The 22,176-nt window shown below is 49.4% G+C and carries 17 protein-coding genes, 1 tRNA gene, 1 rRNA gene and 1 other annotated feature (1 of these 20 cut by a window edge); of the genes, 4 read left to right on the top strand and 15 right to left on the bottom strand.

What is annotated here, in order from left to right:
- Positions 1 to 37 precede the first annotated feature (37 nt).
- Entirely contained in the window at positions 38 to 1,477 is a 1,440-nt protein-coding gene (nagE, locus tag ACLIN2_RS00305; RefSeq protein ID WP_092274788.1) for an N-acetylglucosamine-specific PTS transporter subunit IIBC, read from the top strand.
- Between the two features lie 103 nt (positions 1,478 to 1,580).
- Here nagE and ACLIN2_RS00300 read toward each other — a convergent pair whose 3' ends face one another.
- Positions 1,581 to 1,934 (bottom strand): winged helix-turn-helix transcriptional regulator, encoded by a 354-nt coding sequence (locus ACLIN2_RS00300; RefSeq protein WP_400588053.1) that lies wholly within the window; start codon positions 1,932 to 1,934, stop codon positions 1,581 to 1,583.
- A 209-nt stretch (positions 1,935 to 2,143) separates the two neighbouring features.
- On the opposite strand from ACLIN2_RS00300, the gene ACLIN2_RS00295 reads away from it, so the two are divergent.
- On the top strand, positions 2,144 to 2,554 hold the full coding sequence (locus ACLIN2_RS00295) for a DoxX family protein (RefSeq protein ID WP_092274785.1): 411 nt from the start codon (positions 2,144 to 2,146) through the stop codon (positions 2,552 to 2,554).
- A 103-nt stretch (positions 2,555 to 2,657) separates the two neighbouring features.
- Here the strand turns inward: ACLIN2_RS00295 and ACLIN2_RS00290 are convergent, their stop codons facing one another.
- The 6 genes from ACLIN2_RS00290 to ACLIN2_RS00265 all read right to left on the bottom strand — a co-directional run bounded on the left by ACLIN2_RS00290 (position 2,658) and on the right by ACLIN2_RS00265 (position 7,820).
- The gene (locus ACLIN2_RS00290; RefSeq protein WP_411502994.1) at positions 2,658 to 3,872 is read right to left on the bottom strand and encodes an MFS transporter; all 1,215 of its coding nucleotides are present in this window, start codon (positions 3,870 to 3,872) and stop codon (positions 2,658 to 2,660) included.
- Positions 3,873 to 3,909: 37 nt separating this feature from the next.
- Positions 3,910 to 4,335 (bottom strand): MarR family winged helix-turn-helix transcriptional regulator, encoded by a 426-nt coding sequence (locus ACLIN2_RS00285; protein ID WP_411502993.1) that lies wholly within the window; start codon positions 4,333 to 4,335, stop codon positions 3,910 to 3,912.
- A gap of 131 nt (positions 4,336 to 4,466) precedes the next feature.
- Positions 4,467 to 5,303 (bottom strand): pentapeptide repeat-containing protein, encoded by an 837-nt coding sequence (locus tag ACLIN2_RS00280; protein WP_400587977.1) that lies wholly within the window; start codon positions 5,301 to 5,303, stop codon positions 4,467 to 4,469.
- 86 nt (positions 5,304 to 5,389) lie between these two features.
- Positions 5,390 to 7,108, bottom strand: a complete 1,719-nt coding sequence (gene spoIIP / locus ACLIN2_RS00275) for a stage II sporulation protein P (RefSeq protein WP_411502992.1) — start codon at positions 7,106 to 7,108, stop codon at positions 5,390 to 5,392.
- A gap of 204 nt (positions 7,109 to 7,312) precedes the next feature.
- Positions 7,313 to 7,516, bottom strand: a complete 204-nt coding sequence (locus tag ACLIN2_RS00270; protein WP_092274774.1) for a hypothetical protein — start codon at positions 7,514 to 7,516, stop codon at positions 7,313 to 7,315.
- A 227-nt stretch (positions 7,517 to 7,743) separates the two neighbouring features.
- Positions 7,744 to 7,820, bottom strand: a tRNA-Arg gene (locus tag ACLIN2_RS00265).
- 312 nt (positions 7,821 to 8,132) lie between these two features.
- Between ACLIN2_RS00265 and ACLIN2_RS00260 the strand changes: the two genes are divergently transcribed.
- Positions 8,133 to 9,395, top strand: a complete 1,263-nt coding sequence (locus tag ACLIN2_RS00260) for an MFS transporter (protein WP_122961482.1) — start codon at positions 8,133 to 8,135, stop codon at positions 9,393 to 9,395.
- A 91-nt stretch (positions 9,396 to 9,486) separates the two neighbouring features.
- On the opposite strand, the gene aceA is transcribed toward ACLIN2_RS00260, so the two are convergent.
- From aceA to guaB, 7 genes are all read right to left on the bottom strand, one after another.
- Positions 9,487 to 10,776 (bottom strand): isocitrate lyase, encoded by a 1,290-nt coding sequence (gene aceA / locus ACLIN2_RS00255; RefSeq protein ID WP_327933937.1) that lies wholly within the window; start codon positions 10,774 to 10,776, stop codon positions 9,487 to 9,489.
- Positions 10,777 to 10,803: 27 nt separating this feature from the next.
- The gene (gene aceB, locus ACLIN2_RS00250; RefSeq protein WP_411502991.1) at positions 10,804 to 12,414 is read right to left on the bottom strand and encodes a malate synthase A; all 1,611 of its coding nucleotides are present in this window, start codon (positions 12,412 to 12,414) and stop codon (positions 10,804 to 10,806) included.
- 486 nt (positions 12,415 to 12,900) lie between these two features.
- Positions 12,901 to 14,181 carry a serine--tRNA ligase gene (gene serS / locus ACLIN2_RS00245; RefSeq protein WP_092274765.1) on the bottom strand — a complete coding sequence of 427 codons (1,281 nt, stop codon included), beginning with the start codon at positions 14,179 to 14,181 and terminating at the stop codon, positions 12,901 to 12,903.
- Positions 14,182 to 14,318: 137 nt separating this feature from the next.
- Positions 14,319 to 14,539 (bottom strand) — a binding site (T-box leader).
- A gap of 167 nt (positions 14,540 to 14,706) precedes the next feature.
- Positions 14,707 to 15,282, bottom strand: coding sequence for a pyridoxal 5'-phosphate synthase glutaminase subunit PdxT (pdxT, locus tag ACLIN2_RS00240; protein WP_092274762.1), 576 nt, complete (start codon positions 15,280 to 15,282; stop codon positions 14,707 to 14,709).
- Positions 15,283 to 15,292: 10 nt separating this feature from the next.
- On the bottom strand, positions 15,293 to 16,177 hold the full coding sequence (pdxS, locus tag ACLIN2_RS00235) for a pyridoxal 5'-phosphate synthase lyase subunit PdxS (RefSeq protein WP_092274759.1): 885 nt from the start codon (positions 16,175 to 16,177) through the stop codon (positions 15,293 to 15,295).
- 170 nt (positions 16,178 to 16,347) lie between these two features.
- Positions 16,348 to 17,655 (bottom strand): D-alanyl-D-alanine carboxypeptidase family protein, encoded by a 1,308-nt coding sequence (locus ACLIN2_RS00230; RefSeq protein ID WP_092274755.1) that lies wholly within the window; start codon positions 17,653 to 17,655, stop codon positions 16,348 to 16,350.
- Positions 17,656 to 17,845: 190 nt separating this feature from the next.
- Positions 17,846 to 19,306: an IMP dehydrogenase gene (guaB, locus tag ACLIN2_RS00225; protein ID WP_092274753.1), complete on the bottom strand. Its 1,461-nt coding sequence runs from the start codon at positions 19,304 to 19,306 to the stop codon at positions 17,846 to 17,848.
- A gap of 167 nt (positions 19,307 to 19,473) precedes the next feature.
- On the opposite strand from guaB, the gene ACLIN2_RS00220 reads away from it, so the two are divergent.
- Positions 19,474 to 20,508: a YaaC family protein gene (locus tag ACLIN2_RS00220; RefSeq protein WP_411502990.1), complete on the top strand. Its 1,035-nt coding sequence runs from the start codon at positions 19,474 to 19,476 to the stop codon at positions 20,506 to 20,508.
- A gap of 145 nt (positions 20,509 to 20,653) precedes the next feature.
- On the opposite strand, the gene ACLIN2_RS00215 is transcribed toward ACLIN2_RS00220, so the two are convergent.
- A 23S ribosomal RNA gene (locus ACLIN2_RS00215) occupies positions 20,654 to 22,176 on the bottom strand; it runs 1,405 nt beyond the window's last position.

The raw sequence follows: 22,176 nt of genomic DNA, 5'->3' as shown, positions 1-22,176 counted from the left end.
TTTTGATATACATCTCATTCCTAAGGAGGTTTTCCTTATGCTCGCCTTTCTGCAAAAGATTGGGAAAGCACTGATGCTCCCAGTCGCCACGTTGCCGGCCGCAGCGCTCTTGCTTCGCTTCGGTGCCATCAACTACGAAACCGAGTTTCACCTGGGATCAGCTGTTGGTGGTTTCCTGAACCAGTACATTGCGCCTTTCCTGCTCGCTGGCGGATCTGCTATTTTCGATAACTTATCTTTGATCTTCGCCGTCGGTGTCGCAATCGGTCTGGCTGGAGACGCTGTAGCCGCCTTGGCTGCTGTGATCGCCTACATGGTACTGACTGCCGTGCTGTCCAAAGTGCCGGCTGCCATGCCGTTCATCGCTGATGATGCGAAGCTGAACATGGGTGTTCTCGGCGGTATCCTCGCGGGTGGAGTTGCTGCTTACTGCTACAACCGTTATCACAACATCAAGCTCCCTGAATGGCTGGGCTTCTTCGGGGGAAAACGCTTCGTTCCTATCATCACTTCACTTAGCATGGTCATTATCGGTTTGCTCTTCGGGATCGTTTGGGGTCCAATCCAAGACGCTTTGACCAGCATGGGTAACTGGATCGTCGGTCTGGGCGCACTGGGTGCCGGTTTGTTCGGCTTCTTCAACCGCCTTCTCATCCCATTTGGTCTGCACCACGTGCTAAACGCCATTGCCTGGTTCCAAATCGGTGACTTTACCGATGCAGCAGGAAAGGTGGTCCACGGCGACCTGAATCGTTTCTTCGCGGGTGACAAATCCGCTGGTATGTTTATGACAGGCTTCTTCCCGATCATGATGTTTGCTCTGCCAGCAGCTGCATTTGCCATCATTCACACAGCAAAACCGGAAAAGCGTAAGGCAATCGCTTCTGTCTTTATCGGTACGGCGCTCGCTTCCTTCCTGACAGGGATTACTGAGCCATTGGAATTCGCGTTCATGTTCGCAGCTCCCCTGCTGTATGTCATCCACGCGGTTTTGACCGGGGTATCCGGGTATATTGTTACAGCGATGGGCATCAAGCACGGCTTTGGCTTCTCTGCTGGCTTGATTGACTACGGGCTGAACTTCCCGCTCTCCACCAACGCATGGCTGATTATCCCGATCGGTCTGGCGTTTGCAGTCGTTTACTACTTCCTGTTCCGTATCTTGATCGTGAAGATGAACATCAAGACTCCTGGACGTGAAGATGACGATGTCGAAGTCAGCACAACAGGAGGCACTAATACCATGCAGGAGAAAGCACAAAAAGTACTGACCCTCATCGGAGGAAAAGAAAACGTCGTGAACGTAGACGCGTGCATCACCCGTTTGCGCCTCGTCCTCAAAGACGACAAGGTCGTCAATGAAAAAGGGCTAAAGGACCTCGGGGCTGCTGGTGTCATGAAGCTTGGTCAGGGCAGCGTTCAAGTCGTTTTCGGTACACAATCCGAGCTGTTGAAGGACGAAATCACAAAGCTCTAAAATAAAATGGCCCGGTAACGGTTTATCCGTCCGGGCTTATTTTTATTCCTATTCATCGAATCCAGCGTCGGTGTCATTTCGGCGCTTCTTTGTTGTTCACCAGTTAGTCATTGGAACGGTCGCAATCCGCCGGGTCCTTTGGGTCCAGCACGATCCATTCCTGTGCCCAGCTCTCGATTCCTTTTAATACGGGCTCCATGGCAAGCCCCATCTGTGTGAGAGAATACTCTACCCGTACAGGGGCAGAATCGGTGAAGACATCGCGATGCACAAGGCCTTCCTTCTCCAGATCCTTCAATCTTTCAGAAAGTAGCCTTCCGCTAACTGGCAGAGCGCCTTCCAGCGCACAAAAACGCTGCGGTCCCTCCAGTAACTGATATAAGATTAGCCCCGTCCATCGCTTCCCAAGCATTTGCATGCCTTTTTCGAATTTCGGACAAAGGGAGGACTGTTTCATCGGAATCACCTCATTCTCCTTTAGTATAACGCTCTTTTGCTGATCCTTCAAAAGAGAATGCGCAGAAACAGGCGCTTTCCCCTCGGTTTCGATTGGGTGTTTTTTCTTAGAGAGATTAGTTTCTTGACACGAAACTTTTCTTATTATAAACTAACTAACGAAAGGTAACTATGTTACTTAAAATAAATTCTTCTTGGAGGTAATTATACATGTCTTCTCGTTTTGAATGGAGTGCTATTGTTTTACGTTTTATCGCTGGGATCACGTTCGTCATTCACGGAATCGCCAAGTTCCAAATGGGCCTGGATAACGTCGCAGGCTTCTTCGGCACCATGGGATTGCCTGCTTTTATCGCTTATTTTGTCGCTTTCGTTGAAGTCATTGGCGGGATCACACTGATTCTCGGATTGGGTACGCGCATTTTCGCTGGTGTATTGGCGATTGTCATGATTGGTGCCATCGTCAAAGCAAAGCTGGCTGCTGGGTTTATGGGCAGCAATGGTGGCGCCGGCTATGAGCTGGAATTGGCTCTACTCGCCATTACGGCTTCCCTCGCAATCAGTGGCAGCAACAAGCTCAGTCTGGATAATGCCCTTTTCGGCAAAAAGAACCTCGCGTAATTGTTCGTATTTTGGAAGTGCCCGAAGCCGCATCTGTGTGGCGGACGGCACTTTTTTTCTTTTAGGAGAAAAAATAGCCCCACAAAGGTAGGGCTCTTCCTGCTTACTGACCGGATGCGGGCAGCGTTACTCGTTTTTCCTGCAGCTTCTTCCTGTTCGAGGCTTGATGGTACAGACGGAAATATACGATTCCCGCAAAGGCGACAATCAGCGAGGAGATCAAGTACATCGAGCTGAAATTCATAGCCGAAGCAATGATCCCCAGCACGAATGATCCGATCCCCATTCCCAAATCGAACAACAAATAATAGGTTCCCGTCGCCACACCTCTTCTCTCTGTCGGTGCGGACTTGAGCGCGATGGCCTGGAAGCTCGGGAAGACACTGCCGTAGCCTAGTCCAATAACCGCGCTCGCTACCAGGAACAGCATGGGTCCGTTTGCCAGACTCAGTAAAATCAGCCCAATTGCGTACAAAATAATACTCGGGTAAATGACGACATGCTCGCCCATCCGGTCAAACAGCTTCCCGGTAAATGGTCGGGACAGTACGATCATGACTGCATAAATCACAAAGAAATAGCTCGATACCTCTGCTGCCCCAATCTCTTTGGCATAAACGGGGATAAAGGATAAGAGTCCACTGTAGGCAAAGGACATGAGACAAGCAGTCAGTGAGATCGGCATCGCACCTGGTTCAATGAAGTTTTTCCAATGAAACTTTTGATCCGCTCTCTTCTTCACAGATGCCTGAGCTTCCTGCACTTTGGTCAATCCACCGCAAACGAAGGAAATGATAGCAAACACAGAAATCAGCATACATAAAACGGAAAAGCTATACGTGTTCATGATCAGCAGCCCTACAAACGGACCGATGACCATCGCCAAATTCATGAACAGCGCATAGTAGCCAATACCTTCCCCTTTTCGGGCTTCAGGAACGAGATCAGTGGCAATGGCAGCCATAGCGGTAGTCGCAAAGCCGAAGCTCAGCCCGTGCACAAAGCGTAGTCCCAAGAGAAAAAGAAAGCTGAGAGCTCCTGCGTACGTGAAGGCGGAAAGCATAAACAAAGCGGATGCAAGGATGGCTACCTTTTTCTTGCCGAGCTCATCCACCCATTTCCCGGCGATCGGTCGAGCGATTACAGCCGCGATAATAAAGAACGTTAGCGTCAAGCCCACTTCCCGTTCGCCGCCGCGCATCGTATCCATGATATAGATCGGAAGCGTCGCGACGAGAGCATAGTACGTCATAAACAAAAACAAGCTGCTCAAGCATATTTTGATGAAGTCCCTGGTCCATAGGGGCTGTTTATCCAAATGAATCTCTCTCCTATCCATGCGGCACCATTCTTTACTATTCCGCGTTTACATTCTCTCTGATTTTTGAAAGCAATTGCTTCAGAAAAGCGATTTCCTCCTCTGATATTCCCCTGAGCGCGACTTCGTGGACGTGTTCATCGATCGGTATCAGCTGCTCGGTGATCTCTCTTCCCGCTTCCGTCAGACAGACCAACGATGAGCGCTTGTCTTCCGGGTTTGGCTGTCGGACCAGGTATCCCTTACGTTCCAGCAAGTCGGATATTCTCGTTACATTCGCCTGGTCCTTTCCGACTCGTTTACTCAGTTCTTTTATCGTGAGTCGATCTTCTTCCTCCAAGCCTTTTAATACTGACCACTGTTCAGTCGTGACATCCATATGACTGAACGCACTCGTCAAAAACCGCGTCATGCTGCGACCCGTATTATTGATCAAAAACCCTACCGCATCATCCAGCTTCAAAAATGCTCCCCCTTTCGCCGCTCAATTTACATGTCATAACATATATGTTACAGCAAACAAAATAATAACATAGGTAAGGAATGGGACGCAATCCGAGAAAAAGAAAAACGCTTATCCAGATAAGAGTTTCCTTAGGACCAGTGTGTTGGCCGTGCAAACGAGGGTGGCAGCTTTGTACGAGCGTCGCCCTTTGCAGCATTTAGTTGTGGCTGGGTTAAGAAAAGGCTGTCGGACAAGTCTGCTCCCCGCAGGTCCGTATCCCGGAAATCTGCGCCGATCAGATCAGCCATTCGCAGATCTGCTTCCCGAAGGTCAGCAGCGATCAGGTATGCCCCTCTCAGGTTTGCACCTCGAAGATCCGCTCCTCTGAGCTTGGCACCGATCAAATCTGCTCCTCTGCCGAATGTCTTCTTTTTTCCTTTTTGCAAGGACACCGCTTTCGCCCGTACAAGCTCACTCGTCTTCAGGAGCCACTCATTTACTCGAGCCCGATGAGCCGCTATGTCTACTCTTTGCAGCGCGTCCGGGCGTAGCTCTGTCAGTCTTTTTGTCTCATCAAAAGCAGCTTTGAGGGAATCCTGGATAGAATGTGCGGCTTCCAGTGTCAGGGCCTCCGTCAAATACCAGAGCAGCTCATGCAGCTGCCACATGAGCGGAAACACTTCAAACATCTGCCTCGCTACCTGCGGATGCTGACGCCAATCGCTGCCCTGGAACGTTTTTTGTGAGACCTTTTGTCCCGCTCCAAAGCAGTCAAACACGGTACATCCTCGAAAGCCAATGTCCCTTAGCTTGCTATGGACGCTGCACCGGTAGTCGGACTGCAAGTTGCTACAGGGCTGGCCTCCGTCCTTGTTCACGGCGAAATCAGATGAGGCTGCAAAGGGCAGTGCAACACAGCACAAGCCAAAGCAGCTGTCACAATCTCCTTTTAGCAATTGTCTCTCTTGGTCATTTATCTTTGACATAGACATAGGGACCTCCTCATACCGTCGTTACAGATAATAAAAACACGACTCCCCCGCTTCTGGTGGCGAAGGAATCGTGCTTGTCTTTATTGAAATGCGATTTGTGACTCCAGCATATAGTTGGTGAACACGTCGGCGAAGGCCTCAGCCGTGTTGTAGCACTCTTCAAGCGTATTGTTGGTTCCGCCAAACTCAAGCAGCAGACTTCCTTCGGAAACAGACTGATTGTAGACGCCGTTTCCTTCGTTCGTTCCTTTCAATATCACTCCGCGGGACAAGCCGGGATAGTTCGCTTCCAATCGTGCATGCAGAGCTTCCGCCAGTTTTTTGTTTTCCAGGTAAGTCGGGTTGGCTGTTCCGATTACGAACAAGACTCGCGAATACGTCTTTCCGTTGATGGTGATTGCGACCTTGCTGCGAGGCTCGTTACTATCCCGATGTATATCAAAAATATATTTCAGATTCGGGCTCACCGCTGCCGCTGCCGCCACCGCTTTATACGATTCCGTGTAGGACATCGCGAAGCTTTTCTTTTGCTCGGCCAGCTTCTGGGCAAAGTCGTCCTGGTTGACCATTGTCGCAATCCCTTTGGCTTGCAGCAAATCACCCAAACGTTTTCCAACCAAGGTAATATTGATTTCCGGGTCGTCAACAGAGCTTCCCTGTGTATTTCGGGCAACATTTCTCCACGACTCACGGTTATGCGTAGAGTAAATGTACACTTTTTCGTTTCCGACCATTCCGCCGTTGTAGCCTACACCCAAGGGATCTACTCCGTTAGAAGGGGTGCTGGTCGTCGGCTGAATCAGGTCTACAATCCATCCAGCTATGTAGGCGGTAGAACCGTCGGACATCCGGATCAAATACCAGTCGCCTTCCGATTGCACGACGGGAAACACCTGGCCGGGCTGAGCATTCCCCACGACCGGATAATTGGTTCCGGGGCCGCTTCTCAGATTGGTATCGGCATTTTTTACCCGAATCGAGGCTTCCTGCTGTGTCGGAGCGGGATCTGGCGTCACGGATACTTCGCTCGGTACCGTCTGCCCTGCCTCATCCGATGCGATCGGCTTATAGATGTAGGCGTACGTTCCTGCGTAATTGATCGTATACCAGCCATTTGCATAGCCGTATTGATTGACAATCGTTCCTGCGCTCAATTGACCAAGCACTGTGCCCAAAAAGTCTGGAGCCGTGTACACATCGACCCCTTCGGTCAATGCAATCGTTCCTGTCCCTGCATCAACTGGGTAGGTAGGAGCGATTGGCTCAGTTGGTGTCTGAATCGGTGTTGGTGCCGGGGCTGGCGTAGGGACAGGGGTAGGTGCTGGCGCAGCTGTTTCGGTCAAATAGCGTATGTTTACCCATCCATTTGCCTGATCTGAAAGCTTGATCTGTGCCCAATCCCCTTGTTTTTTCACTTGCAAAAATACGCCGTTTTTATCGATAATCTGCAAGATTTGGGCAGCTGCATTTGGTTCTGCCCGAACATTCAGCATGTCTACGGTACTTTTTACGTATTTGATCTGGGGGACCTCGATCATTTTTACGTACTTGTTATTGATCCAACCCGTCTTTCCACTGGCAAGCTTCACCTGTGTCCAATCTTTTTGCTCCGTAACGATTGGCAGTCGCGTTGCTTTTGTTACCGTTCCCACGATTTGCGTGGTTGTTCCAGGCGCACTACGAATATTTAACTGATCGACTGCGACCTCGACATGGGTAGCTGCTTCGGCAAATGACGGGGGCATCAGCATCATCAGGAAACAAACAGCTAGTAAGCTCTTTTTTACTCGTACCACCAAGAAACTCGCTCCCCCTCCTCTTATATTTTTTGGAAAATACATCCTGAGGTAAGAGTTCTCGGCTTGTCTACATTTTCCTCCATACAGCGACATCTTTTGCCCCCAGCAAATAAAAAAGAGGATGAAGCGACAGGCTTCACCCTTTTCTCCCTCCCTTTATTGCTTAAGCCCTGCCTTTAGAGATGAACACCATCGGTAACGGACTCACTTTTTGCCATATCTCCATAGCATATAGATGTTCACAAGCGAGGTTAGAAAGAGTAATCCCAATAGAACATTGGTCACGATCAACGTGTGAGTCAAGCTCCTGAGGGGTTCATTGATCGTCGCAACCACACTCATCAGCTTGTTCGGGAGATTGTTGAATGTCGCAAGGATGTCGTTAAAATACTGCACGTAGCTGGCCAAACTCCAATCCTCCTTTTACCCCCTATTCTCTGTAGCGTTTGATAAAGAGTGCCCGCCTAAACATCCATGCATTTTTTAAATGGAAGGCCTCGGATATACGGCTAGGAAATTGCGAGGTGTTCGTTTGGTGCTGGTGGACGAGTTGACGCTGAAGAAGCTCCGCAAAATGAAAACGCGGCTCTCTAAGTAATAGAGAACCGCATTTCGAACAACCATTTGCACCTGTATGGCGTCCCCGAGAGGATTCGAACCTCCGACCTACAGTTTAGGAAACTGACGCTCTATCCTGCTGAGCTACGGGGACATTTTTTGACAACACACTTATCTTCTTATTATATGCAGGTACTCACTTTTTGGCAAATACAGCAGTGGCTCCCCCTGTTCCTTTTATAACTTTCACGGAATTGACTAATATTCTAAATACTATTATAACTCGCTTTAATGTTTTAATTGCAAAATGTAAGTTTTGTAATTAAAACGATAAAATTCAAGGAAAGGAGGCTTACTCGTAGATTCATACTAGCCCGCTCCTACACGAGAGCCTACTCAAAAAAGAGGTTTCCGCCCAAAGATGCCCCCATGTCTATCAACTACCACGATCGAGGTGAAACTTCACATGCTTACTGAGCAAAAACGCTGGTTCTACGTAGCTCTACCGGTCTTTTTCTTTTGGTTTTTTGGACAAATCGATAAGTTAAGCATTTCCATCATTCAGACCGATCCCCAATTCCTGCAGGATCTCGGATTGACCGGACCTAATAAAAACGCGTTAGTCGGTTTACTTACGTTAATATTTACGATCGCCTACTCTGTGTCGAATATTTTCTGGGGCGTTATCATCGATAAGCTCGGGGCAAGGAAAACAGCCATCATTGGCCTGAGCGTATGGACTGTGACGATGGTGGCTGGAGGTATGGCTCAATCGTATGAGATGTTTATGCTCAGCCGCATTATCCTTGGACTTGGAGAAGGCATGATGATTCCGGTCTCAGCAAAATTCATCTCGAACTGGTTTAACAGTCGGGAAATTGGGCGGGCTCAGGCATCTTGGATTATCGGCAACTATTTGGGGCCTGCCATCGGTGCCTTGATATTAACGTATTTAATCACAACGTATAGCTGGCATGTGTCGTTCTACGTACTCGCGAGCTTTACTCTCTTTATCTCCCTTCCGTTGTTCATGTTTTTGGCACGCAATACTCCGGAAGAACATCCTGGCGTCAGCCAAAAAGAACTCGCTCACATCCGCTTGGCTGAGACGACTGCTCGAACTTCAGAAGAGAAAAAGAGCTTCCTCACGAATTACCGGTATTGGATCGTGTTTTTCGGTAATTTAATGTCCTCCTTCATTTTTTTCGGTATCAGCATCTGGCTGCCAACGTATTTGGTTGAAGCCAAGCATTTTTCCCGCGAAGCGATGGCCGGTATTACATCCCTATCTTGGATGTTTGCGCTCTGTTTCGTCATCCTCGGCGGTTTTTTAGCTGATAAAAAGAAGCGCCCGGGCTTGCTCGCTTCCATCTGGTTCATCCTATGCGTGCTGTTCCTCACGTCCGCTTACTTCGCAACCAATCCACTGATTGCCGGAGTATCCCTCGGAATTGCCATGGGTACGCAGGGAGGCATGTTCCATTTAGTAAACCTGTTTGTCGTGAAATATTCCACGAAAGAGACTGCCGGGAAAGCAGCTGGTATTATGGGCTTCACCAATATTTTAGGTGGCTTCTCCAGCTACATCATGGGCTGGATGAGAGATATGTCCGGTGGAGATTTTACACCTACGATCATGCTGCTCATCGTAACTGCCGCTCTTGGGTTCATTGCCTACGCGACTACCTTAAAAAAAGAATCGGAAGAAATCCGCAGTTTCCACGCGTAAATAGTGAATGGATAGAGACTTCAGAGAAAATCTGAGTCTCTATCCATTCTTTTTTGATCGCCTTCTATTTACTCAGACATTTGGCATTGCCTTAATTATGCTGAAACTGCTCTTCCTCTGTAGATCCGCTCAGTGCTGTCGTCGAAGAAGTTCCCCCGGAAATGACCTGCGCGACTTCATCAAAGTATCCGGTACCTACTTCACGCTGGTGGCGTGTGGCCGTGTAGCCGTGTACTTCACTCGCGAATTCAGCTTGCTGCAGCTCGGAGTAAGCAGCCATACCGCGATCACGATAGCCTCTTGCCAGCTCGAACATCCCGTAGTTCAGAGCGTGGAAGCCTGCAAGTGTAACGAATTGGAATTTGTAGCCCATCTCGCCCAGCTCTTCCTGGAAACGTGCGATCGATTCTTCATCCAGCTTTTTCTTCCAGTTGAAGGATGGGGAGCAGTTGTAGGCCAACAGCTTTCCAGGGAATTTCTCATGAATCGCTTCGGCAAAGCGGCGTGCTTCCTCCAGATTTGGCTCCGATGTCTCGCACCAGATCAGATCCGCGTATGGTGCGTATGCTAGGCCGCGAGCAATAGCTGCATCCAGACCACCACGCAAGCGGAAGAATCCTTCTGGTGTTCGCTCTCCTGTGAGGAAAGGCTGATCCGCTTCGTCGATGTCACTCGTGATGAGGAAGGCGCCATTGGCATCCGTACGAGCTACGATAATAGTAGGTACACCCATCACGTCTGCTGCGAAACGGGCAGAGATCAGGTTGCGAACAGCTGCCTGGGTCGGAATTAACACCTTGCCGCCCATATGACCACACTTTTTCTCGGAAGCCAGCTGGTCTTCAAAGTGAACGCCCGCTGCTCCCGCTTCGATCATACCTTTCATCAGTTCAAATACGTTCAGAGGACCGCCGAACCCTGCTTCCGCATCGGCTACGATTGGCGCGAACCAATGCGTGTCGGTTCCACCTTCGGATTGATCGATTTGATCTGCCCGTTGAAGTGCCTGATTGATTCGTTTTACCACTTGCGGAACACTGTTGGCAGGATAGAGGCTTTGGTCTGGATACATTTGCCCGGAAAGGTTGGCGTCCGCTGCTACTTGCCAACCGCTCAGATAGATCGCTTTTAATCCCGCTTTTACCTGCTGGATTGCCTGATTCCCTGTCAGAGCACCCAGCGCTTTGATGTGATGCTCCGTATGAAGCAAATTCCACAAGCGCTCTGCTCCGAGTCGCGCCAAGGTATGCTCCACTTGAACGGATCCACGCAGTCGAACGACATCCTCTGCTGTGTAAGTACGGGTAATGCCTTGAAAACGCTCTTGATTCCAGCTTTGCTCTACCTGCTGAATCGCTTCCTGCTTGTTTTGTTTGCCCATTTTCGTTTCCCCCACTCGTTTTTTTATTTATTGAAGATAGGTATAGCCGGGAACAGTTAGGAAATCCTCGAAATCATCCTCCGTCACAAGCTTCAGGAACAACTTGCCTGCCAACGGGAACTTGCTTGTTTCATATCGCTCTGGACCGATCGCTGTTTTCAATACTTGCAGTTCCTCGGTCAGCATCTGTTTCACCAAAGCTTCCGTGACCTTGCGTCCATCCTGCAAAACGCCGCGTGGATGACGAATCCATTGCCATACCTGGGCTCGGGAAATTTCCGCTGTCGCTGCATCCTCCATCAAATTGTGGATAGGAACGGCACCGTAGCCCCTCAGCCAAGCTTCTACATATTGCAAACCGACACTGATGTTTGTACGGACGCCTTCCTCGGTAATGACTCCTTCTGGTACATCCAACAAATCACTAGCCGTTACCTGTACGTCCTCCCGTTTGTACCAGATCTGATTAGGCTCTCGCATCAATCGGTTAAAGACTTCCATCGCCACCGGTACCAAGCCAGGATGCGCTACCCAAGTACCATCGTGACCGTCGTATGCTTCGCGCTCTTTGTCAGCACGTACTTTAGCGATCGCTTCCTCGTTTTTGACCGGATCGTTTTTCACCGGGATCTGCGCAGCCATCCCCCCGATGCATGGAGCCTGTCGTCTGTGGCACGTTTTTACTGCCAACGACGTGTATGCTTTCATGAAAGGCACCGTCATCGTGACCTGGGCCCGGTCCGGGGTAATTACATCTGGTTGATTCCGCAATTTTTTGATGTAGCTAAAGATATAATCCCATCGCCCACAGTTCAGGCCAGCGCTGTGCTCTCGCAGCTCATACAAAATTTCGTCCATTTCAAAAGCAGCCAAAATCGTTTCGATCAGGACTGTAGCCCGAATCGTGCCGCGCGGGATATGAAGCTCATCCTGAGCAAACAAGAAGACATCATTCCACAATCGAGCTTCCAGATGACTCTCCAGCTTTGGCAGATAGAAGTAAGGTGCTGTACCATTGGCCATCAGCGCCTGGACATTGTGGTAAAAGTAGAGGCCAAAGTCGAGCAGACTCCCCGAAATCGCTCTGCCTTCCAGCCTGAAGTGCTTCTCTTCCAGATGCCAACCGCGCGGGCGTACGATCAAGACTGCTGTTTTCTCTTGAAGGGCATACCGTTTGCCCTCGGGACTCGTATAGGAGATATTGCGGCGTACTGCGTCCTTCATGTTGATCTGACCTTGGATGGTGTTTTCCCATGTAGGGGAATTCGCATCCTCGAAGTCAGCCATGAACATACGCGCACCTGAGTTGAGTGCATTGATGACCATTTTCCGATCGGCCGCTGGCCCCGTAATTTCTACACGTCGATCCTGCAAGTCCGTTGGCAAAGGAGCCACTGTCCACTCTGCTCTGCGGATCTGTGCCGTCTCGGGCAAAAAGTCCGGCAGCTGCCCCGCATCTATTTTCAGCTGTCGCTCCTGACGATCAGCGAGCAGCTGTTGGCGTCTGTCTCCAAATTTCTGTTCCAGCTTGATGATAAACTGAATGGCTTCTGGCGTAAGAACGTCGCGGTACCCATCATGCATTTCTCCGGTAATGCTCAGCTCGAGCGGATACGGATTGGTTGGAATCGTAGTCAAATGAGCTCCTCCTCCATCAGAAGAAACATTATTATGGTACAGTATCGATTATTGAAATGTATTATAGTACAGACCACGCAAAAAAAATGGTTTTTACTCCTGATAACCGCTTCCACTGCAATGGCTGCAGCTTACATGACCATCGCCCAGACAATGGTGACAAGCCACCCCATGCTCATCGTGGCCGACTCCTCCACACCTCGTGCAATTTTGTTCGCCGTTTCCCTCACAACGGTAGCAGTCCATTTCCCATTCCCTCCGTATCTGTATTAAAACAATATTCTTAAGATTTGTTTTTATTATATAACAGCAATTGGTACAGTGCAACATGATTTTTTAAATTTTTCCTTCTGTATTAGTACACAGGATAATTTGAATAGACCAAGCGAAGGACGGGTCATCGTTGTACTTATTCCAAATCTATCTGTACAAAAAAACAGCTCTGTCCCTAGGGATCAAGAGCTGTTCTGCCTGTTTCGCTACTTATTATTTAGGGGAGACTTTTTCCACTCCACCCATGTACGAACGCAATACTTCTGGGATCACGATCGATCCGTCAGCTTCTTGGTAGTTTTCCAAGATCGCGGCAACCGTACGGCCAATCGCGAGGCCCGAGCCGTTCAGGGTATGCACAAATTCAGGCTTCGACTTGGTGTCGCGGCGGAATCGAATGTTCGCCCGACGCGCCTGGAAATCCTCAAAGTTCGAACACGACGAGATTTCCCGGTACGTGTTGTTGCTTGGAATCCAGACTTCGATGTCATACTTCTTCGCGGCAGTGAAGCCCAAATCACCCGTACACATGCTCAGGACCTGGTAGGGCAAGCCCAAGAGCTGCAATACCTTCTCCGCGTTGTTCACCAGCTTTTCCAACTCATCATACGAATCTTCCGGCTTGGTGAATTTGACCAGCTCGACCTTGTTAAACTGATGCTGACGAATCAACCCACGCGTATCGCGTCCAGCCGAGCCCGCTTCCGAGCGGAAACATGCGCTGTAAGCGGCGTAGTAGCGAGGGAGTTCTACTCCATCCATGATTTCATCGCGGTGCATATTCGTCACAGGAACTTCCGCTGTCGGGATCAGGAAGTAGTCAGGACCTTCCAGCTTGAACGCATCTTCTTCAAACTTCGGCAGTTGGCCTGTTCCGGTCATGCTTGTACGGTTGACGATATACGGAGGGATTACTTCTTCATAGCCATGCTCATTTGCATGCAAATCGAGCATGAAGTTCATCAAAGCGCGTTCCAGACGAGCGCCCATTCCTTTGTAGAACACGAAGCGGCTTCCTGTGACCTTTGCTGCCGTTTCAAAATCGAGAATACCTGCCTGGCTAGCCAGATCCCAGTGTGGTTTTGCCTCGAAGTCAAAGTGACGGGGCTCTCCCCATTTCCTTATCACTACATTGTCGTCTTCCGATGTTCCGACCGGCGTGCTCTCGTGCGGCAGGTTCGGCAGGCTCAACAGGATTTGTTCCTGCTGTTCATCCAGCTGACGCAGCTCTTCATCCAGCACTTTGATGCGGTCGTTTACTTCTTTCATTTCTGCAATCAGATGATCGGCATTTTCTTTATTACGCTTCATCACCGCAACTTGTTCAGATACAGTGTTGCGCTTGTTTTTTAAGGCATCCGCTTCTTGAATGACCTGGCGTCTTTTTTCATCCACTTCTGCAAACTGATCCAGTGCCGTAATATCCTCATTGCGATGGGCTAAACGGCGTCTTACTTCTTCCAAGTCTTGGCGCAGTACTTTTACGTCCAACATGTGAGAATCCCTCCGAATAGATTATCCATTAGAAAACTTGGCTACGCCAAGCTTTTGGCCGCAGCCTTAGCTGCCCTTATACTGGATAAGACCATTTATAGAGTCTTATCTAGAAAACAAAAAACACCCGTCCCCTGGTAAGGGACGAGTGTTGTATACCCGCGTTGCCACCCTCGTTGACAAATGCGCACAATTCCTCGCATCGGTCCACTCTTCCGTCATAACGGGACGGTTCCGGACAAAGTTAATCCTTTGCCACTCCGAGATGGATTCCTTCGCATGCTGGTTCGGTTTGCACCAACCACCGACTCTCTAGGCCAAGCTCTTACGAAGTACTTGTTCTCATCAGCGCATTCACATAAATTCTTGCTTCTATTGTTAACTGTACTACAGGTTCTATACCTGTGTAAAGGGCAGCTGTCTTGCTAGGACCCAGTATTTCCCCGTTCATCACCGTTCAGACTTTGCTGCAAAAATAAAGACCTACATCGTTTCGATGCAGGCCATGTTTCCGTTTTGGTTTGTTTAGCTCCGGTACTCCTTCACCATATCGAGAAAATACCGATGCAAACGATTATCCTCTGTCAATTCGGGGTGGAATGCTGCTGCCAGGTAATGTCCATCTCTTGCCACGACGATCTTCTCTTCATACTTTGCAAGCACCTCTCCGTTCTCCCCAACTTCCCGAATATAAGGAGCACGGATGAAGACTGCAGGATAATCAGCTGCTACTCCCGCTACAGGCATCGTAACTTCAAAGCTCTCCTTTTGACGTCCGAAGGCATTGCGCTCTACTAGGATGTCCATCAGGCCAAGGTGAGAGTCTTCTTGTCCACTGATGCGCTTCGCCAGGAGAATAGCTCCCGCACACGTGCCAAAGATCGGCTTTCTAGCTTTGCCAAACTCACGAACAGCTTCCATAAATCCGTATTTATGCATCAGCTTGCTGATCGTCGTGCTCTCACCGCCAGGTATGATCAGACCGTCCAGATCGTCCAGCTCTTCCACCTTTTTCACAGCAACGGCTGTTGCACCTGCCTCTTCCAGCATCCGAACATGCTCCGCTACTGCTCCTTGCAGGGCCAGTACACCGATTTTCATAGCGATCACCTTACCAGCCTCGGTCTTGCATGCGATCTGCTTCACGGATCTTGGAGATCTCAATACCTGTCATGGCACTTCCCAAGCCTTTGGACACGCGGGCGATCAGCTCGTAATCATCGTAATGAGTCGTTGCTTCGACGATGGCGCGGGCAAATTTCTCAGGATTTTCGGATTTAAAGATACCCGATCCAACAAACACGCCATCGGATCCAAGCTGCATCATCAAGGCAGCATCGGCAGGAGTCGCTACCCCACCTGCTGCGAAGTTCACGACTGGCAGCTTGCCGTTTTTGTGTACTTGCTCGAGCAGCTCATAGGGAGCTCCTAAATTTTTCGCTTCTGCCATCAGCTCGTCATAGGACATCGCTTGCACTTTGCGAATTTGAGCCATCATCGTACGCATATGGCGGACAGCTTCTACGATGTTTCCGGTTCCTGGCTCACCTTTGGTGCGAATCATGGATGCACCTTCACCGATACGGCGCAGCGCTTCACCCAGATCACGCGCACCACATACGAACGGAACAGTGAAATCCTTTTTATTAATATGGTACAGATCATCGGCAGGAGTCAGTACTTCGCTCTCATCGAGGTAATCGACACCCATTGACTCCAGAACACGCGCTTCCACGAAATGACCGATACGTGCTTTTGCCATAACAGGAATGGATACAGCATTCAGCACCTCTTCTACGATGCCCAAGTCAGCCATACGCGCTACGCCGCCAGCTGCACGGATATCAGAAGGTACGCGCTCCAGCGCCATTACAGCTACCGCCCCAGCTGCCTCTGCAATTTTGGCTTGCTCAGCGTTGATTACGTCCATGATGACGCCGCCCTTTTGCATTTCAGCCATACCTTTTTTCACGCGGGATGTTCCTACCTGTACCATTTTATTTCCCCCTATAGCACGAAGTTTGGACCACAACTGTTATGTGGTGTTATGGTTCATTGTTAAGGTCATTGTAAACGAAAGATACAGAAAAAAACAACCCCTATTTCTGTAAACTTGAAAAATGCAAAAAAAATCCCCACCTCACAAAGAGATGGGGATCCTGTGTTTTATTTACCTGTAACACTTCCAAACAAGTTGCCGAAGAACTGAATGATGCTGCGGAAAAACAGGCGAATCCAGCTTCCCTCTTCCACTTCCTGGCTAGCCACAATGTCTACTCCAGCCTTTGCTGCATCTTCCGGCTGCAAGTAATCGCTGTCCTTAGCGCCTTCTTCCTTCAACACAAGTTTACCAATTACTTGACCTTGCTTGATCGGCGCGGTCAGCTCCTGGAAGGTAACGGTTGGCGTGAATTTCGCCTCGGAGCCAATTTTGGTCAGAACGTTCACTTCACTACCTGCTGCTGCATTTACCGTCAGCTCAACACCATTTTTCACTGGTGCCGTCTCAAAGCCTTTGATCGTAGCACCTTTGTCCATTTGCTTGGTCAGCTTGAAGTTGCTGAAGCCGTAGTCAAACAGTTTTTTCGTCTCAACAAAGCGCTTTGTCTCATTATCGGTACCCATGACAACGGAAATCAGACGCATATTGTCACGCGTAGCTGTACCTGTAAAGCAATATCCGGCAGCTTGGGTATAACCTGTTTTCAGACCATCAGCGCCTGGATAGTAGTTATTCAGATCTGGCAGCATCCAGTTGTAGTTTGCTTTTTTCAGCTCATCTGGTTTGCCTTCACGAAACGTCAAACGTGGGATTTTGGATACCTCGATCGCTTCCGGGAAATCACGGATCAGCGCGCGTGCGAGAATCGCGGAGTCACGAGCCGACATCAGGTTTTCTACTTGATCCGTTTGCACGGAGTATGGACCCAGTTCATTTGCTGGCAACCCAGTAGAGGTGACAAAAGAAGTGTTCGTCATACCGAGTTCTTTTGCCTTCTTGTTCATCATTTGCACGAAGTTTGGCTCACTGCCAGCTACTTTTTCTGCAAGCAGTACAGTCGCGTCATTCGCCGATACAACTGCCATCGCCTTGTACAATTCCTTCACACTAAATGATTCACCGGCATTCAAATACACACCGGATGCATCCGAAATCTTTGCAACGTAAAAAGCATATTCACTTACGGGAACCTGTTCGTCCCAGCTGATCTTCTTTTGCTTAACCGCTTCCTGCACCAGGTACTCGCTCATCATCTTACTCATACTAGCAGGTGGCAATGGCACATCGGGATTGGTGGCATACAGGATTTTACCGGTCGTTGCCTCTAAGAGAATGGCAGATTTCGCTGCCAGTTGTAGATCGGCTGCAGGTGCCGCATCGGCCTTAGTCGCTGCTCCTCCCATTGCTGTAGCTAATACAGCGACAGAAAGGAACAGACCTGTTAAGCGCTTTGTCCATGTCTTTCGTTTCATTAGATTCTCTCACTCTCCCATTTCTGTCGATCTTATTTTCCTACTAAACGCACACACCAATCTAAGTTTACCATAGTTAGTAGGTAGGCTTGAAGCTTGTTTCGGACTGTAATCTTTGGCAAACGATAGAAAAACCCCCCTTTCACCTAGATGGAAAGGGGGGTTTAGGTCCTGTGAACTAAATTGTTTCCTAGGAAATTGAGTAGTTTGGAGCCTCTTTTGTGATTTGTACATCATGTGGATGGCTCTCACGCAAGCCAGCGCCTGTAATCCGCACAAACTGGGAGTTTTCGATGAGATCCTCAATCGTTTTCGCTCCGCAATACCCCATACCCGCACGCAAACCGCCAATCATTTGGAACGTAACGTCGGACAACGGTCCTTTGTAAGGAACGCGACCCTCAATGCCTTCTGGAACTAATTTTTGCTCATTCTCTTGGAAATAACGGTCTTTACTTCCCGCCTTCATCGCACCGATAGAGCCCATCCCGCGATACACCTTAAAACGTCGGCCTTGGTAAATTTCAAATTCTCCCGGACTTTCTTCAGTACCAGCAAACAGGCTGCCGATCATAATCGCAGATGCGCCTGCGCCAATAGCTTTTGGCAAATCACCGGAGTATTTAATGCCTCCATCGGCAATAATTGGAATATTGTATTTCCGCGCTACTTGGGCACAGTCGTTGATAGCCGTAATTTGTGGAACACCGATACCGGCTACAACACGAGTTGTACAAATAGATCCTGGTCCAATCCCCACTTTCACGACAGAAGCTCCGGCTTCGATCAGTTCGCGGGTTGCCTCACCAGTTGCTACGTTTCCTGCAACGATGGTAAGTTCCGGATAAACTTTGCGGATCTCTCTTACCGTGTCAATAACACCCTTAGAATGACCATGAGCTGTATCTACTACCAGCACGTCTACACCGGACTTGACCAATGCAGCTGCACGCTCGAAGGTATCGCCGGAAACGCCTACTGCCGCTCCGCAAAGCAAACGCCCTTGCTTGTCTTTCGCCGCATTCGGATACTGAATGGCCTTTTCAATATCCTTGATGGTAATGAGGCCCTTCAGGATGTTATTTTCGTCCACCAGTGGCAGCTTTTCAATTTTGTGCTTTTGCAGGATCGCTTCTGCTTGCAGCAGCGTTGTTCCTACTGGTGCGGTGACCAAATTGTCTTTCGTCATAACCTCATGAATCGGTGTCGAGAAATCATGGACAAAACGCAGATCGCGGTTCGTTAAAATCCCAATCAGATGGTTGTCCCCATCTACGATCGGCACACCGGAGATCCGGTATTTTCCCATGAGTGCATCAGCATCTTCTACCGTATGATCCTGTGACAAGGAAAACGGATTCGTGATAACACCGCTTTCCGAACGTTTTACACGATCCACTTCACTTGCTTGTTGCTCAATGGTCATGTTTTTGTGGATGATTCCGATCCCACCCTGGCGAGCCATTGCGATCGCAAGTGCAGATTCGGTCACTGTATCCATACCCGCGCTGATAAGAGGAATATTCAAGGTAACCGATTCGCTCAGTTTCGTTCTAAGGTCAACATCCCTCGGCAAAACCTCAGATTTTGCTGGAATGAGCAATACGTCGTCAAACGTTAAACCTTCTTTTACGAATTTATCTTCCCGCACAGCAGCAAGCCCCTCTCGGTGATAGTTTAAGCCAGTTTAGCAAACGGCATAATTTACTGTCAAGGAATGCATAAAATGTTCGGTTTTATAATGAATTATCCAGATAAATCAAAAAATGAGCTTGTATAATTAACTGTTTTTACGAAAATTATTAAAGGTGGATTTGTATGGATAATGCCTGGAAAGCCTTTCGTTTTTTAGAAACTGAACCGACTTCCCGAAAGTTTTTATCCTCCTGCTATGAAACGTTAGGGCTCGAGCATTACGACCGCCTAGCTTTTCAACAAAGTACACGATTTCTCTATTTATGGAGGCAGGCTAGGCAATATTACCTCACTGCCGAAGCTGCTGATCTCTCTATTCGGCCACTGCTTTTATTTTATGGATGCTCCCATTTGCTAAAAGGAATGCTGCTGACTCGCGACCCCTCCTATCCACAAAACAGCCGCGTCTTGCAGCACGGAGTAACCACGCGAAAATTGAAGCGATCAGCATACGTACTGACGGAAGATGAGATCCGCCCCCAAAAGGAAGGGTTCTTTGCACATTTGGCTCATTTATTTGGCCTGTCTCCCTTACAGGATCGCTATTTGGTAAACGATTTGTTTTCTTCTATACCTGCCATGAGCCAATCCTGTGCTCTGCTTTCCGATACGCCTGCCCTCTGGCAGCGTCTGCAATGGACAGCACTGTCTGCACTGCCCCCTTCCGTCTCAGAAGGGAATGAAGCTCTTAAAGCAGATGGACCCTGGGTATCGATTTCTTTTCCTGAAGGTGAGGGGGCATTAGCCTACTCCACTGAAACCTTTTCCCAATATATCCGCCGGTTATCGACAGCTTCTATCCCTACGCAGCAATTTCATTGGAGAGACCGGAAAGGAAAGGAACTGCTCTTCCCCCAGTTTGCCCTCTACGCATTGGAACAACACCCACTCTTTCGTCTTCAAGGACAGAAGCTGTATTTTTGGAACGGGTCTACCGATTCCCTGCCTTTGCCAGAATGGGCAAGCCATTATCTCCTTCTGTATTTGCTTAGCATGCTCTGCCGCTACGAGACTGAGTGGTGGGGAGAGCTGACGTTGTCCTATGGTTTGGCTGAGCGATATCTCGTTGAGCATTTTCTAGAGCATCACTTCGAAACATTTCCCACCGTTATTATGAAACAGATTTATCAAATTAACCCTCATTTCCTCCCTATGTAAATATCGTGCACGCTGGAGCCGTACATAAACATTAAAAACCTTCTTGCCTTTTCAGCGAGAAGGTTTTCTTGATAAATAAAAAAACCATCCTCTATGGATGGCTGCCTCGTGCCTTCAAAACTGGATCTGCATGTTTGCTAAGAGTGTGGATAAGTCCTCGACCGATTAGTATTCGTCAGCTCCACGTGTTACCACGCTTCCACACCGAACCTATCAACCTCATCGTCTATGAGGGGTCTTACCAGCTTGCGCTGTGGGAAGTCTCATCTTGGAGGGGGCTTCACGCTTAGATGCTTTCAGCGCTTATCCCGTCCGCACATAGCTACCCAGCTGTGCCACTGGCGTGACAACTGGTGCACCAGCGGTGCGTCCATCCCGGTCCTCTCGTACTAAGGACAGCTCTCCTCAAACTTCCTACGCCCGCGACAGATAGGGACCGAACTGTCTCACGACGTTCTGAACCCAGCTCGCGTACCGCTTTAATGGGCGAACAGCCCAACCCTTGGGACCTACTTCAGCCCCAGGATGCGATGAGCCGACATCGAGGTGCCAAACCTCCCCGTCGATGTGGACTCTTGGGGGAGATAAGCCTGTTATCCCCAGGGTAGCTTTTATCCGTTGAGCGATGGCCCTTCCATGCGGAACCACCGGATCACTAAGCCCGACTTTCGTCCCTGCTCGACTTGTAGGTCTCGCAGTCAAGCTCCCTTCTGCCTTTACACTCTACGAATGATTTCCGACCATTCTGAGGGAACCTTTGGGCGCCTCCGTTACCTTTTGGGAGGCGACCGCCCCAGTCAAACTGCCCACCTGGCATGGTCCTCTCGCCCGATAAGGGCGACGAGTTAGAAACTCCGTACATCAAGGGTGGTATCCCACCGACAGCTCCACAGAGGCTGGCGCCCCTGCTTCTCAGCTTCCCACCTATCCTGTACATGATGCACAAAGTTCCAATACCAGGCTACAGTAAAGCTCCATGGGGTCTTTCCGTCTTGTCGCGGGTAACCTGCATCTTCACAGGTATTATGATTTCACCGGGTCTCTTGCCGAGACAGCGCCCAAGTCGTTACGCCTTTCGTGCGGGTCGGAACTTACCCGACAAGGAATTTCGCTACCTTAGGACCGTTATAGTTACGGCCGCCGTTTACTGGGGCTTCGGTTCAAAGCTTCGCTTGCGCTAACCCATCCCCTTAACCTTCCAGCACCGGGCAGGCGTCAGCCCCTATACTTCGCCTTGCGGCTTCGCAGAGACCTGTGTTTTTGCTAAACAGTCGCTTGGGCCTTTTCACTGCGGCCCCCTCGGGCTATTAACCCTACCGAGGCGCCCCTTCTCCCGAAGTTACGGGGCCATTTTGCCGAGTTCCTTAGCAAGAGTTATCCCGCGCACCTTAGGATTCTCTCCTCGCCTACCTGTGTCGGTTTGCGGTACGGGCACCTTGTTCCTCGCTAGACGCTTTTCTTGGCAGTGTGAAATCAGGGACTTCGGTACTTAAATTTCCCTCGCCATCACAGCTTGCCCTTATGGTGTGCGGATTTGCCTACACACCAGGCTTGCTGCTTGGACGGCCATCCAGTAGGCCGCTCACCCTATCCTCCTGCGTCACGCCACTCACTCAAGCGGAACAGAGGTGGTACAGGAATATCAACCTGTTGTCCATCGCCTACGCC

The organism is Brevibacillus centrosporus, assembly GCF_046622605.1.
GTDB classification, from domain to species: Bacteria; Bacillota; Bacilli; order Brevibacillales; family Brevibacillaceae; genus Brevibacillus; species Brevibacillus centrosporus.
The sequence above is the reverse complement of the archived record's forward strand: the minus strand, read 5'-3'. Positions and strand labels throughout refer to the sequence as shown.

Coding starts and splice junctions, on each gene's coding strand:
- serS (WP_092274765.1), bottom strand. CDS start 14,181: ATGTTGGACGTAAAAGTACTGCGCCAAGACTTGGAAGAAGTAAGACGC.
- pdxT (WP_092274762.1), bottom strand. CDS start 15,282: ATGAAAATCGGTGTACTGGCCCTGCAAGGAGCAGTAGCGGAGCATGTT.
- ACLIN2_RS00300 (WP_400588053.1), bottom strand. CDS start 1,934: ATGAAACAGTCCTCCCTTTGTCCGAAATTCGAAAAAGGCATGCAAATG.
- aceA (WP_327933937.1), bottom strand. CDS start 10,776: ATGGGCAAACAAAACAAGCAGGAAGCGATTCAGCAGGTAGAGCAAAGC.
- pdxS (WP_092274759.1), bottom strand. CDS start 16,177: ATGGTACAGGTAGGAACATCCCGCGTGAAAAAAGGTATGGCTGAAATG.
- ACLIN2_RS00280 (WP_400587977.1), bottom strand. CDS start 5,303: ATGTCAAAGATAAATGACCAAGAGAGACAATTGCTAAAAGGAGATTGT.
- nagE (WP_092274788.1), top strand. CDS start 38: ATGCTCGCCTTTCTGCAAAAGATTGGGAAAGCACTGATGCTCCCAGTC.
- ACLIN2_RS00260 (WP_122961482.1), top strand. CDS start 8,133: ATGCTTACTGAGCAAAAACGCTGGTTCTACGTAGCTCTACCGGTCTTT.
- ACLIN2_RS00220 (WP_411502990.1), top strand. CDS start 19,474: ATGGATAATGCCTGGAAAGCCTTTCGTTTTTTAGAAACTGAACCGACT.
- ACLIN2_RS00295 (WP_092274785.1), top strand. CDS start 2,144: ATGTCTTCTCGTTTTGAATGGAGTGCTATTGTTTTACGTTTTATCGCT.
- ACLIN2_RS00230 (WP_092274755.1), bottom strand. CDS start 17,655: ATGAAACGAAAGACATGGACAAAGCGCTTAACAGGTCTGTTCCTTTCT.